Below are 13520 nucleotides of genomic sequence, written 5' to 3' on the forward strand. Positions count from 1 at the left end.
TCACCCGTAGAGGCAGTCAATATGTTCGGATTCAAAAAAACTACCCCACCTACCGTCAAGTATCCCGGCACACGCATGGCAATGGACGGCAACGCCGCCGTCATTATGTGCGAACGCGAGGCATCGGATGCTGCGGGCGCATACCCGATTACCCCTTCCACCCAGATGGGCGAATACTGGGCAGAGGAAGTGGCGAAAGGTCACGTCAATACCTCCGGGCAACCGCTGATTTTCGTTGAACCGGAATCCGAACACGCGGCGGCTGCCGTGACTGCCGGGATGTCGATGACGGGCTTGCGTGCCACCAATTTCTCCTCCGCACAGGGTGTGGCGTTCATGCACGAATCCTTGTACGCCGCTGTGGGTAAACGTCTGCCTTACGTGCTGAACATTGGTTGCCGCGCCATTACCAAAGCCAGCCTCAACGTGCATTGCGGTCACGATGACTACCACTGCATTGACGACACCGGTTTCTTCCAGATTTTTGCCAAGAATGCACAGGAAGCGGCTGACCTCAACCTGATCGGGCGCAAGATTGCCGAACTCTCGCTGACCCCGGCGGCGGTCGCGCAAGATGGCTTCCTCACTACTCACCTGATTGAACCGCTACAAGTGCCGGAACGTGAGCTGATCGACGAATTCCTCGGTAGCCCCGCAGACATGATCGACTGCCCCACCCCGGCGCAGGAAATGATTTACGGCCCGAAACGCCGCCGCGTGCCTGAAGTGTGGAGCGTGGATAACCCAATGGTGGCAGGCACGGTGCAAAACCAGGATGCCTATATGCAGGCAACCGCAGCGCAACGCCCGTATTTCTTCGACCACATCCGCACCCTGTCCGAAACCGTGATGGCGGAATACGCCAGCCTCACCGGGCGTTACTACGGGCGCATTGCCGAATACCGCTGTGACGATGCCGAGTATGTCATCCTTGGGCAAGGCAGCATGATCGTGCAAGCGGAAGCGGTTGCCGATTACCTGCGCGATACCCGCAAGCTCAAAGTGGGCGTGATTAACCTCACCATGTACCGCCCCTTCCCCGGCGATCTGGTCAGCAAGGCACTCAAGGGCAAGAAAGGCTGCGTGGTGCTGGAACGTACCGACCAGCCGCTGGCAGAAGATTTACCGATCATGCGTGAAATCCGTGCCTCCCTCACCAAGAGCATGGAAAACGGTTTTGCCAGCCGTGGCGAACTGCCCTACCCGCTGTATGCCAGCTACAAAAGCGGCGAAGCCCCCACCTTGTATTCCGGCTGCTACGGCTTGGGTAGCCGCGACCTGCAACCGGAAGGCATTATTGGTGCTATCGAAAATATGCTGCCGAATGGCAAAAACCAGCGTTTCTTCTATCTCGGCATCGACTTCTACCGCAACGCCGCCTCGCCGCGTCAGGAAGTGTATTTCAACGAACTGCTGACCCGTTACCCGCAAATCAAGGATTTGTCGGTGTATGGCAGCGAAAATCCCAACCTGATGCCGAAAGGTTCGATCACGGTGCGGATGCACTCGGTCGGCGGCTGGGGTGCGATCACCACGGGTAAGAATCTGGCGATGACCCTGTACGACCTGCTCGGTTTCGACATCAAAGCCAACCCCAAATACGGCTCGGAAAAGAAAGGGCAACCGACCACTTACTACCTGTCCGCCGCGCCTGAACCGATTCGCTTATCGTGCGAATACCATTTCGTGGATGTGGTACTGTCACCTGACCCCAACGTATTCCTGCACTCCAACCCACTGCACGGGCTGGACAAGGATGGCGTGTTCATTATCCAGAGCAGCCTTGGTTCACCCGCCGAAGTGTGGGCGCAAATCCCGCGTCAGGCACAGAAATACATCGTTGACCACGGCATCCGCATTTACTACATCGACGGTTTCAAGATTGCCCGCGAAGAAGCTTCCAACGCCGAACTGCAATTCCGTATGCAGGGCAACGCCTTCCAGGGCGCGTTCTTTGCCGCTTCCCCCTTGATGGCGCGTAACAACATGACCCGCGACACCCTGTTTGCGGCGATTGAAAAGCAGTTGCGCGACAAGTTCGGCAGCAAAGGCGCACGGGTGGTCGAAGACAACCTCAAAGTCGTGCGCCGTGGTTTCGATGAAATCATTGAAATCACCGAAAAAACCGTCGGTTTGACCCCCGAAGCGGTACGCAAACAAGCCAGTTCCTTGCCGATCATGCTCAAGCAATTGCCGGAAGGTGACGGGCGTTTGTCCGACATCCACCGTTTCTGGGAACAGACTGGCAGTTTCTACCTCGACGGCAAAGGCAGCGGCAACCTTGCCGACCCGTACATGGCAACGGGCTTGATGCCGGTCGCCACCGGCTTCTACCGCGACATGACCCAAATCCGCTTTGAATACCCCGAATTCAAGCCGGAAAACTGCACCGCTTGCGGCAACTGCTACAGCGTCTGCCCGGATAGCGCGATTCCCGGTCTGGTCAACTCCATCAGCGACGTATTCAACTCCGCGATTATGACCATTGAGCGCGGCGGCAACCCGACCCGTTTCCTGCGCCGTGAAGTGCGTACCGTTGAGAAAAAGCTGCGCGGACTGATTGAGCAAAACGGCGAAGCTGCCAACGTCAACCAGCTCATCGACCACGCGGTGCTGGAAACACTGGCAGAATCCCCGTTGGAAGGGGCTGAAAAGCAGAGTCTGGAACGCGAATTCAGCCGCCTGCTCGCCACCATCGGCGACTTCCGTTTTGCCATTACCAAGCCTTACTACAGCACCCGCGAGAAAAAGCAGGCAGGCAGCGGCGGCTTGTTCTCCATCACCATCAACCCTTACACCTGTAAAGGCTGCATGGAATGTATCAAGGTCTGTGACGACCAAGCCTTGGTGGCTGCCCCGCAAACCGAATCAGCAGTGGAGCGGATGCGCAAGGAATGGAAATTCTGGCTGGAACTGCCCACTACCGCCCCCGAATTCAACCGCATCGACGATCTGGATGAAAAGGTCGGCGCACTCGAAACCCTGTTGCTCGACAAGCACAACTACCATGCCATGCTCTCCGGTGACGGCGCGTGTCTGGGTTGCGGCGAAAAGACCAGTATCCACCTGTTCACCGCCACCGTGACCGCCTTGCTGCAACCGCGCGTCAAAGCCCATCTGGAAAAGATCGACACCCTGATTAACCAGCTCGAAACCAAGGTGCGCATGACCTTGGCGAACAATATCAACCTCGGCGACACCGCTGCCTTCCGTGCAGCCATTGACGGCAACAAGGAACACGACCTGACGCTGGGCATCCTCTCGCATTCACTGGAAGCCGACGGCCCGACCCAGCCACTCAACCAGCAATGGCTGAAAGACATTACCAAGCTGCTGGATGCCTTGCGTAACCTCAAATGGCGTTACACCGAAGGGCAAACCAAGCAAGGGCGTGCCGAAATGGGCATTATCAACGCCACGGGCTGTACCTCGGTGTGGGCTTCCACCTTCCCGTTCAACCCGTACCCGTTCCCGTGGGCAAACCATTTGTTCCAGGACGCGCCGTCCATGGCGATGGGTATTTTTGAAGGGCATATGGCGAAAATGGCAGACGGTTTCAAAGCCATCCGCAAAGCCGAGCTGATTATTGCCGACAAATACGACCCGGCGGAACACGATGCCTTCTTGACCTACTTCAACTGGAAAGGCTTCAGCGATGAAGAATGGCGGTTATGCCCGCCCGTGGTTGCGGTCGGTGGTGACGGCGCGATGTACGACATCGGTTTCCAAAACCTGTCGCGTGCGCTGATGTCGGGGATGCCGATCAAGGTGCTGGTGCTGGATACGCAGGTGTATTCCAACACCGGCGGGCAGGCGTGTACCTCCGGCTTTATCGGACAGGTATCCGACATGGCTCCTTACGGCAAGGCATGGAAAGGCAAGACCGAAATCCGCAAGGAAATGAGCCTGATCGGGATGGCGCACCGCACCTCGTTCGTGCTGCAAAGCTCCATTTCCAACATGACCCACATGATTGAGGGCTTCATCGACGGTTTGAACAGCCGCCGTCCGGCACTGTTTAACCTCTACGCGGTGTGCCAGCCCGAACACGGCGTACCGGATGATGCCGCCGAACAGCAAAGCAAGCTGGCGGTGGAATCGCGTGCTTACCCGCTGTTCCGCTTCGACCCGGATGCAGGTGAAACCCTGCAAGACTGTTCCAGCATCGAAGGCAACCCGTCCATTGACACCGACTGGCCGACTTACACGCTGGAATACACCGACGAAAAAGGCAAAACCGCCAGCATGAAAGTGCCGATGACCTTTGCCGACTTCGCCCTCACCGAAGGCCGTTTCCGCAAGAGCTTCCGCAAAGCCCCACCGGAAACCTGGAACGACAATATGGTGCAGTTGCACGACTTCATCAAACTGGACGAAGACGAGCGCGACGGCAAGTTCCCCTACATCTGGGCAGTGGACGGCAAAAACCGCCTGATGCGGGTACTGGTGGCGCAAGAAATTGTCCTTTCCACCGAAGAACGCCGGGGTTTCTGGCATCAACTCAAGTCACTGACCGGGGTCGATCAGGTGGTGGATCTGGATGCGATCAAACTGCAAGCCAAAGCCGAAGTCGCGCAACAACTCACCGCCACCCTGATGGGCATGGCGGCGGGCAGCGTACCTGCGGGCTTACTGGCAAGCGGTGGTAATGGCGCATTGTCCCCGGCGGGTACTGGCACGGCAGCGGCTAACGCGGGCAGTTTCGAGCCAGTGTGGGTTGATACCCCGGAATGTACCGCCTGTGACGAGTGCATCAATATCAACCCAGCTATCTTTGCTTACAACGACCAGAAAAAGGCGATTGTGATTAACCCACAAGGCGGCCCCTTCAAAGACATCGTGAAAGCGGCAGAGAAATGCACGGCAGGTTGCCTGCACCCTGGGACTCCGCACAACCCGAATGAAGCTGGCTTGGACAAGCTGGTGGCGCGGGCGGTGAAATACCAATAAAGAGGGGAATCCCCCCCTCCCTAACCCTCCCCCCGCAAGGGGTGGAGGGGACAGGAGGCGCGACCTTCTTGCTCCCTGCCCCCCTTGCGGGGGAAGGGCTGGGGATGGGGGGGAATTACGGGGAGTAAGTAATCAGTGCGAAACCCACAGCAACAACGTAACAGGTAACTCAAATGCTTGCTCTGTTTGAAAAATTTCGCAAAGGCCGCTTCTCGCACGGCATTCACCCGCGTTACCACAAGGACGCAACGCGGGGGAAGGCGATCCAGCGGCTGGCGTTCCCGCCGCGCCTGATAGTGCCGGTGGCACAACACATCGGCGCACCTGCCAAGCCCGTGGTCAACGTGGGGCAGGAAGTGCTGCGTGGGCAAATCATCGCCGAGGCGGATGGTTTCCTATCCGTCCCGGTACACGCGCCTGCCACGGGTGTGGTCAGCAGCATTGGGCTGATGCCGAGTGCGGCTGGCCCCAAAGTGCTGTCAATTGTGATTGAGGTGTACAAAGCCTCATCCCAGTACGTGCTGTACGGCAACCCGGTCGAGCCGGAAACGCTAGACCACGACGAACTGATCCAGCGGGTGCAAGCCACTGGCATGGCAGGTCTGGGTGGGGCGGCGTTCCCGTCACACGTCAAATTGCGCATTCCGCACGGCAAGACTGCGCACACACTGGTGGTGAATGGCTGCGAATGCGAACCCTACCTCACCTGCGACCATCGGGTGATGCTGGAACAGCCCGCCGATTTGCTGCAAGGCATCCGTTACGCCCTGCATATCACCGGGGCAAAACGCGCCATCGTCGGCATTGAGGACAACAAAGCCGATGCAGCAGAAGCGATAAAAGCCGCCCTCAAACCCGACGACCCGATTACGGTGGAACTGGTGGAAACCAAATACCCACAGGGCGCGGAAAAGATGCTGCTGAAATCGCTGCTGGGCGTGGAAGTGCCTGAAGGTGGCTTGCCCATTGACATCGGCATTGTGGTCAACAATGTCGGCACGCTGGCGCAACTCGGCAAACTGTTACCCAAGGGCGAAGGGCTGATTGAGCGCGTCGTTACCGTGACGGGTACGAATGTCGCCAAAGCGGGCAATTACCTGATGCCGATTGGCACACCCGTGCGCTTTATCCTTGAGCAACTGGGCATTACTGCCGACCACGAAAAGGTGATCCTCGGTGGGCCGATGATGGGGATGTCGCTGCCCTCGCTGGATGTGCCGATTACCAAAGGCACGTCCGGTTTGCTGGTGTTTCAGGAACGCACTTTCATCGGCGAACAGGGCGAAACGGTCTTCCCCTGCATCAAGTGTTCGCGCTGCGTGGATGCCTGCCCGATGCACCTCAACCCGGCGCAAATGGGCTGGCTGGCGGGCAAACGCCACTACGCCGAGATGGAAAGCGATTTCCACCTCAACAGTTGTTTTGAATGCGGCTGTTGCAGCTTCGTGTGCCCCTCCAATATCCCGCTGGTGCAATATTTCCGCATTGCCAAAGCCGTCAACCGTGAACAAAAGGGGAAAGCATGAGCAAGAAACACATCGTCCTGCACACCGCGCCACACGTGAAAAAGCCGCAGGATGTGCCGACCATCATGCGCCATGTGGTGTACGCGCTGCTGCCGATTGTGGCGTTCGCGGTGTACCAGTTCGGCATTAGCGTGCTGGTACTGGTGATTGTCACCACGCTGGCTTGCCTTGGCACGGAACGCTTTTTCAACTGGATGGGCAACAAACCCAGCAGCCTGAGCGACTGGTCGTCCACCATCAGCGGGATTTTGCTGGCGTTGACCTTGCCACCCGGCTTCCCGTTGTGGATGGCGGCAGTGGCGGGGATTGCCGGGATTGCCATCGGCAAGGCGGTGTTTGGCGGGATCGGTTATAACGTGTTTAACCCGGCACTGGTGGGGCGGGCGTTTGTGCAAGCGGCATTTCCGGTGGCGATTACCACCTGGACTCCGGCATTTTTTACGGGGCGTTTCAGCGAGTTTGTGCCTTCCAGCCTGACCCTGCCATTTATGATGCCGCCGGAAACCGCCGAGTGGGTGAAACAGGTGGCAGTGGATGGGTTCACCGGGGCTACACCGCTGAGTTTGCACAAGTTCCAGCACATCAGCACTGCGCCGTTTGACCTGTATACCGGGATGGTAGCGGGTTCGGCGGGGGAAACGTCCGCGCTGCTGATTCTGGTGTGCGGGATGTATCTGGTGATCCGCAAGATGATGAACTGGCAGATTCCGGCATGGATTTTCGTCGGGGTGGCGGTCACGTCGGGCGTGTTGTACCTGATTAACCCGGAGAAATTTGCTGATCCGGTGTTCATGCTGTTTTCCGGCGGGCTGATGCTGGGGGCAATGTTCATGGCTTCCGACATGGTGGGTTCACCGCTGACACCCAAGGGCGTGATGATTTACGGCTTGCTGATCGGTTTCCTGACCGTGCTGATCCGCCAGTTCGGGAGTTTGTCGGAAGGGATTATGTACGCCATTTTGCTGGGCAATGCGGCAACACCACTGATTGATACTTGGACACAGCCACGGCTGTTTGGCGCACGGAGGAAATCCGCATGAGTGGCAGAAATAGCACGGCGATGATCGCCACGCTGGGGTTTGTGACCGCGCTGTCGGGCTTCCTGATTGTGACGGTGTTCCAAGCCACCAAACCAGCGATTGAGGAAAACAAACGCTTGGCTATCCAGAAAACGGTGCTGGAAGTGATCAAGGGCGCAACCGCTGACAAGCATTTCATCATCAATGAAAAAGGTGAATTGCGCGAAGCTGTTCCCGGCATGAAAGGCATCAATGTGTACGCGGGCTACGATGCCCAAGGCAAACTGGTGGGCGTGGCGGCGGAAGGCAGTGCGCAAGGTTATTCCGGTGCGGTGGACACCATTTACGCCTACACCCCAGCTTGCGAGTGCATCACCGGCATCAAGGTCATCAAACAAACCGAAACGCCGGGGCTGGGTGACAAGGTGATTACCGACAAAAACTTCGTTGCCAATTTCGACAAGCTGGAAGCCAAGGTGAATGCGGCGGGCGATGCGCTGGCAAACGCGATTGTGGCGGTCAAGCACGGCGCGAAACAGCACCCGTGGGAAATTGATGCCATCAGCGGGGCGACCATTTCCTCCAAAGCCATCGCCAAGGGGCTGAATGGCAGTGCGCAAGAGGTGCTGCCCAAGGTCGTACCGCTATTGCCGCAAATCGAAGGAGCCAAACCATGAGCCTGATCAAACAGGATGACCGCATCACGGTCGATACCTTTCTCGAAGGCATCTGGCGCGAAAACCCGGTATTCGTGATGATGCTGGGGATGTGTCCGGTGCTGGCTGTCACCAACTCGGCGGTCAATGCACTGGCAATGGGCTTGGCAACGGCATTCGTGCTGGTGGCATCAAGTTTGCTGGTGTCGCTGTTCCGCAACCTGATTCCGTCGGAAGTGCGCATTGCCACCTACATTGTGATCATTTCCACCTTTGTAACCATCGTGGATTACACCATGCAGGCACTGAGTCAGGAGGTTTACAACGCGCTGGGGGCGTTCATCCAGTTGATTGTGGTGAACTGCATCATCCTTGGGCGGGCGGAAGCCTGCGCCTCACGCAACAAGCCTTTGAAATCAATGGTAAACGCGGCGGGTATGGGGCTGGGTTTCACGCTGGCCTTGCTGTGCTTGGGCGTGGTGCGTGAAATTCTCGGCAGTGGTTCGCTGTTCGGCTTGCCGCTGTTTGGTGAGCAGTTCCAGCCCTGGGTGGTGATGGTATTGCCACCGGGCGGTTTCTTGGTACTGGGCGGCTGGTTGCTGTTCTTTGAATGGCTGAAAACACGCAAACAATCTTTGGCGGAGGGTGTCACACATGGGTAGTACCGACAGCATTACCTTTATCTTTTTCAACGCTTTTTTGGCGAACAACTTTGTGCTGGCGATGTTTTTGGGGTTGTGCCCGTTCCTTGGCGTATCCGGCAAGCTGAATACCGCCGTGCCGATGGGTTTGGCAACGTCGTTCGTGATGCTGGTGAGTTCGGTGTGTGCGTATTTCCTCAATGAATTGCTGGTGGCGTTCAATATCGAATATTTGCGCCTGATCAGCTACATCGTGGTGATTGCATCCGCCGTGCAATTGGTGGAAATGACCTTGAAGAAACTCAGCCCTGCGCTGTTCCGTGCGCTGGGGATTTATTTGCCGCTGATTACCACCAACTGCGCGATTCTGGGGCTGGCGTTGTTCCAGACCTTCAAGGAATACAACTTCATGCAGTCACTGGCGTATGCGCTGGGCGCGGGGGCGGGGTTCATCCTCGCCTTGCTGCTGATGGCGGGGCTGCGCGAGCGGCTGGATTTGGCGAAGTTGCCGAGCGTGACCCAAGGGGCGGCGTTGAGCCTGATTCTGGGTGGTCTGCTGTCGCTGGCGTTTATGGGATTTGCAGGACTGGGAGCGGAATGATGCGGGATTATCTGATTGCAATGCTGGTGATTCCGGTGTTGTTCGGCGCGTGGATTGTGGTGCAACGCATCGTGAAGGAATTTGCCTTGCGTCACCCGGAATTTGGCCCACCACGCGAGGAGGGCGGCGGCTGCGGGTCGTCGTGCGGGTGCAGCGGCAAGAAGGCGTGCAAGAACCGCGACAAACACGAACATTGAAGAGAGAGGATTTTATGACGGATACCAACGAACAAACTTACGGCAACACCTGCGAAGCCATCATCCGCTCCAGCAAGCGCATCACCGATACCAAAACGGATGAGGTGCGCGAGCTGGTGCTGACCGTCCATGACCCGGCGTTCCGGGCGATGGCAGGGCAAAATATTGGCGTGCTGATTGAGGGCAAACACCCGTTTGGCAACCGTTTCCATCACCGCTATTACAGCGTGTTATCGGTACAGCCGCATGGCGAAGGCTCAGACATCGAGATTCTGGTGCGGCGTTGTTCCTACATCGACGAGGTGTCGGGCGAAGAATACCCCGGTATTGCGTCCCACTATTTGTGCGATGCAGCACCGGGCAAACAGATTACCTTGACCGGGCCTTACAAGGCGGCATTCAAAGTACCTGCGGATAAAGCCAGCAATTTGCTGATGATCGGCACGGGGACAGGGATTGCGCCGTTTCGTACTTTGATAAAGTCGGTATACGCGCAGCATCAGGGCTGGCAGGGCAAGGTACGCTTGTTCTACGGCGCGAAAAGCGGGCTGGATGCGCTGTACATGAACGACCAGAACAACGACCTGACCAACTATTACGATCAGGCGACCTTTGAGGCGTATCAGGCGATTGACCCGCAAGCGTGGCGCGATGCGTCCGGCAATCTGGGCAAGAGTCTGGCGGAAAACGGCGCGAAAACCTGGGTGCTGATGCAGATGCCGAACACTTACGTTTACCTCGCCGGGTTGAAGAAGCAGGTGGCGGTGCTGGACAAGGTGATGGGCGAACTGGCAGGTTCGGCGGCGAACTGGCAGGCGTTGAAGAACCGGCTGGTGGCGGAGGGGCGTTGGGCGGAGTTGGTGTATTAAACACTAACCCACGAATCTTTGCTCCCTTCACCCCTTGCGGGGGAAGGGCTGGGGATGGGGGGTTAGATTCGGAGTGATAACCCCTGCAATTCCTCCAGCTCTTTATCGCGGCGGTGGTAGCCGGTTTCGTTGATGAGTTTGGCAGCGGCGGCAATGTGGTACGCAGGGTCAGCCGCTTCGCGGCTATTCCCCCCTTCCCCAACCCTTCCCCCGCAAGGGGGGAAGGGAGCAAGAGACTCCGCCACCAACAGCCGCGCCATCTCCAAATGATAATCCGTCAAAAACAGCCGCATCCCGCTGGGTTCGGCGATGTCGAACACTTCCTGCAAGTCCTGCCGGGCGCGGGCGAAGTCGCGGGTGTGGCGGTGCAGTGCAGCGCGGGCGAGCAGACCGTGGGGTAGCATCTGCTGGTATCCTGCTGCACGCAAACCGGCTACGGCCTGATCCAGCCACCCTTCGGCTGCCTCTTGCCCCTCCCCTGATAAGGGGAGGTTGGGAGGGGTTTCTTCCACCGCTTGCTGCAAATGCGCACGTCCGAGGGTGAGTTGGTCCAGGGCAATATCCAGCAACCAGTTTTGTGTTGTTACCCATCCCAACGTCTGTTCCGCCCGCTCCAGCACCTCCGCCGTGCTGCCCTGCGTCAGCAGCAGGTCGCAGTAGCGGAAACCCCGCAGCGAATACAGGCGCGGATACTCTGGCTGGTCTTCCTGCTGGAGTTGCTCCGCTTCCCGGAACAGGGCAAGGGCGGCGGCGGTCGCGCCAGCCTGATGCAGGGCATCGGCGTGGGCGGTGCGGTCGCTCATGCGCTCGAACATATCCCCGGCCTGGTCGGCGTAGCCCACGCTGCGTTGGCTGCTGGCTTGCGCTTGCGCCACCTCGCCGAGGGTGAGTTGCAGTTCGCTGAGGTTGCTGACCTGTGCTGCGGCTTGTTTCCAGTCCCCCTGTTTCGCCAGCATATCAAGGCTTGCCTGCATCGGCTCCAGTGCCTCACGCAGCCGCCCCAAGGCGCGTAAACAGAAGCCTGCCTGATTTAGCAACCAAGCTTTGTCCGCTTCTGTCAAACCCGCTGCGGGGGTGTGCCACGGGGTCGTGAAGAAATGCGCCACGGTGGCGAGGTCATCGCTGAAAGCACCGAGTTTTTTGACGATGTAAGCTTCTTGCTTGCGCCGAATACGAGGCCAGTAAACCTCCTCCAACGCCTGCTGGTGCAACCCCGCCGCACACCCATGCGCCCCCGCACTGAACAACGGCTGCATTTCTTCCAGCGTATCGGGCAATGGGTTCTCCGGCAGGGCTTTGTAGTAGCCGTACAGCCGTTCATGCGCTTGCTGCCACGCTTGCGGCTGCTGGGTTTGCAGTTGCCCGCCGAAGTATTCGCGGATCAGCGGGTGGCAGTCGAGGTCGCCGCCGCCGGACTGCTGCGACAACAAGTGGTGTTCTTCGCGCAAACTGGCGATGGCTTCCAGCCATTCGTCTTCATCAATGTCGGCGGTCAGGTGTGGAATCTGCGCATCCCACAGCATTTGCAGCACGTCTTGCCCGATGGGGTGGTCGAACAGCCCCAATAAGTGCAGCAATGCCAGTTCCGGCTCACCAGCAAACCATTCCGCGTAAGCCTGCATCACCTTGAAGGCGTGGCGGCTGTCGCGGTTGCCCGTGGCTTTGACCAGTGCCTTGAGCGTGTCGCGCTTGCGCACATCGCCCTGATGCCGCAGCCGCAACACATTCCCCAGCAAACTCAACGCCAGCGCATGACCACCGTATTCACGCACCGCCTTGCCCAGTTCCGCCGCGCTGCCTTTCACGCCCAGCGATTGCAGCAACTGGATGCCATCCGCCGCTGTCAGGTTTTGCAAATCGTGGCGGATGACGCTGGGCGCGTCACGGTCACTGAGTTCATGCAACGCAATCCGCGTGGTGATAATGCACAAACCGCACGGATGGCGGGCAAGCTGGCGCAGCAACTGGCGGATGGCTTTGTCCTTGAGTGCGCCGCGCATCGCCGCGCCGCCGTGTTGCAGCGGCTCCAGACCATCCAGCACCAGCACGTAGCGTTTGCCGTGCAGCAATTCGGCGAGGTGGTCGCCCTTGTCCTCCTCCGACGCAAACCGCTCGCGGGTCGAACCCAGCTTCGCAAACGCATGGCTGAAAAACGGCGTGGCGGAAGTCTGCTTGTCTTCGCTTGCACCTTGCGAATAGAACGACCATGCGATCAGCACCGGGATGTCGGCGGTGTGGTCAAGCCAATGGCGCAGGAGTTTGGTTTTGCCCGTACCACCGGGGGCAATAAACTGAATAATGCGCGTTCTTCCTCCCCCTCGCCCGCTTCGCGGGAGAGGGGGCTGGGGGGTGAGGGTTTCTTCCTGCCATGCGTCGTTGAGGAGTTGCAGTTCGGCGGTGCGTCCGAAGAAGCCGCCTTTGACGATGGGGAGGCGGTCGGAGTGGATGGAGGGCGTCGTCGGGGAGATTGTCGGGCTGAAGCCCAACCGACAAGTGCCCACTAGATCGTGTATCTTTTCTGCCAGCTTACACAGGATGTCATCCTGCTGATGCTCAACCAAGGTGGATAACGGTACGTTGTCGCGTGATGCCCCCTGCATGGCATTGAGCCAGCCAACCTTTTTCCAGGGACAGGGCTTTAAAATCAGCGGGATGACGCAAATCCCTTGCTGCTCTCGCCGCTCCAGCAAACGCGGGATTTCTTCCCCCCGGATGAATTTGGACGTGAGGAAATCGGCGCTGATCAGCAGGATGGCGACATCAGCGGTGTTAAGCGCTGTTTCGATTTCAGGATACCAGCTATCACCCAGAGCAATCTGGCGGTCTTCCCACACCGATAACAAGCCCTCCATTTCCAGTACGGCAAGCTGGGTTTGCAGGCGGTCTTTCCACGCCTCGTCTTTGTGACTGTAACTGATGAAAACCCTGGTCATGTGAGCAAGCCTGTTCACTTTACAATAGGCTTGATAATACCGTTTATCGGCGATTTTGTCCGGCTTTATGAACATTTGATCACCGCTTCCATGTGGCGATATTGACAATAATGAGTCAACATTCAAGA

At 58.1% G+C, this 13520-nt stretch carries 9 protein-coding genes; 8 read left to right on the plus strand and 1 reads right to left on the minus strand.

Annotation, left to right across the window (positions count from 1 at the left end; translation table 11 throughout):
- The first annotated feature begins 21 nt into the window (after window positions 1–21).
- The 8 genes from B2U47_RS13830 to B2U47_RS13865 all read left to right on the plus strand — a co-directional run bounded on the left by B2U47_RS13830 (window position 22) and on the right by B2U47_RS13865 (window position 10459).
- Window positions 22–4950, plus strand: coding sequence for a 2-oxoacid:acceptor oxidoreductase family protein (locus B2U47_RS13830; protein WP_296678953.1), 4929 nt, complete (start codon window positions 22–24; stop codon window positions 4948–4950).
- Window positions 4951–5123: 173 nt separating this feature from the next.
- Complete coding sequence (rsxC, locus tag B2U47_RS13835) at window positions 5124–6476, plus strand: electron transport complex subunit RsxC (protein WP_296678955.1); 1353 nt, start codon at window positions 5124–5126, stop codon at window positions 6474–6476.
- Window positions 6473–7516 (plus strand): RnfABCDGE type electron transport complex subunit D, encoded by a 1044-nt coding sequence (locus B2U47_RS13840; protein ID WP_296678957.1) that lies wholly within the window; start codon window positions 6473–6475, stop codon window positions 7514–7516. Before rsxC ends, B2U47_RS13840 begins: the two co-directional genes overlap by 4 nt.
- Window positions 7513–8172, plus strand: a complete 660-nt coding sequence (locus tag B2U47_RS13845) for an RnfABCDGE type electron transport complex subunit G (RefSeq protein WP_296678959.1) — start codon at window positions 7513–7515, stop codon at window positions 8170–8172. The genes B2U47_RS13840 and B2U47_RS13845 overlap by 4 nt, the downstream gene beginning before the upstream one ends.
- Complete coding sequence (gene rsxE, locus B2U47_RS13850; protein WP_296678961.1) at window positions 8169–8813, plus strand: electron transport complex subunit RsxE; 645 nt, start codon at window positions 8169–8171, stop codon at window positions 8811–8813. The genes B2U47_RS13845 and rsxE overlap by 4 nt, the downstream gene beginning before the upstream one ends.
- Entirely contained in the window at window positions 8806–9393 is a 588-nt protein-coding gene (locus B2U47_RS13855) for an electron transport complex protein RnfA (protein ID WP_296678962.1), read from the plus strand. The genes rsxE and B2U47_RS13855 overlap by 8 nt, the downstream gene beginning before the upstream one ends.
- Window positions 9390–9590, plus strand: coding sequence for a chemotaxis protein (locus B2U47_RS13860; RefSeq protein WP_210219118.1), 201 nt, complete (start codon window positions 9390–9392; stop codon window positions 9588–9590). Before B2U47_RS13855 ends, B2U47_RS13860 begins: the two co-directional genes overlap by 4 nt.
- A gap of 14 nt (window positions 9591–9604) precedes the next feature.
- The gene (locus B2U47_RS13865) at window positions 9605–10459 is read left to right on the plus strand and encodes an oxidoreductase (RefSeq protein ID WP_296678969.1); all 855 of its coding nucleotides are present in this window, start codon (window positions 9605–9607) and stop codon (window positions 10457–10459) included.
- A 62-nt stretch (window positions 10460–10521) separates the two neighbouring features.
- On the opposite strand, the gene B2U47_RS13870 is transcribed toward B2U47_RS13865, so the two are convergent.
- Window positions 10522–13392 carry a toll/interleukin-1 receptor domain-containing protein gene (locus B2U47_RS13870; RefSeq protein WP_296678971.1) on the minus strand — a complete coding sequence of 957 codons (2871 nt, stop codon included), beginning with the start codon at window positions 13390–13392 and terminating at the stop codon, window positions 10522–10524.
- Window positions 13393–13520: the final 128 nt, after the last annotated feature.

The organism is Thiothrix sp. UBA5583 (assembly GCA_002425225.1).
In the GTDB taxonomy this organism is placed as follows: domain Bacteria; phylum Pseudomonadota; class Gammaproteobacteria; order Thiotrichales; family Thiotrichaceae; genus Thiothrix; species Thiothrix moscowensis.

Coding starts and splice junctions, on each gene's coding strand:
- B2U47_RS13865 (WP_296678969.1), top strand. CDS start 9,605: ATGACGGATACCAACGAACAAACTTACGGCAACACCTGCGAAGCCATC.
- B2U47_RS13860 (WP_210219118.1), top strand. CDS start 9,390: ATGATGCGGGATTATCTGATTGCAATGCTGGTGATTCCGGTGTTGTTC.
- B2U47_RS13870 (WP_296678971.1), bottom strand. CDS start 13,392: ATGACCAGGGTTTTCATCAGTTACAGTCACAAAGACGAGGCGTGGAAA.
- B2U47_RS13830 (WP_296678953.1), top strand. CDS start 22: ATGTTCGGATTCAAAAAAACTACCCCACCTACCGTCAAGTATCCCGGC.
- rsxC (WP_296678955.1), top strand. CDS start 5,124: ATGCTTGCTCTGTTTGAAAAATTTCGCAAAGGCCGCTTCTCGCACGGC.
- B2U47_RS13855 (WP_296678962.1), top strand. CDS start 8,806: ATGGGTAGTACCGACAGCATTACCTTTATCTTTTTCAACGCTTTTTTG.
- B2U47_RS13845 (WP_296678959.1), top strand. CDS start 7,513: ATGAGTGGCAGAAATAGCACGGCGATGATCGCCACGCTGGGGTTTGTG.
- rsxE (WP_296678961.1), top strand. CDS start 8,169: ATGAGCCTGATCAAACAGGATGACCGCATCACGGTCGATACCTTTCTC.
- B2U47_RS13840 (WP_296678957.1), top strand. CDS start 6,473: ATGAGCAAGAAACACATCGTCCTGCACACCGCGCCACACGTGAAAAAG.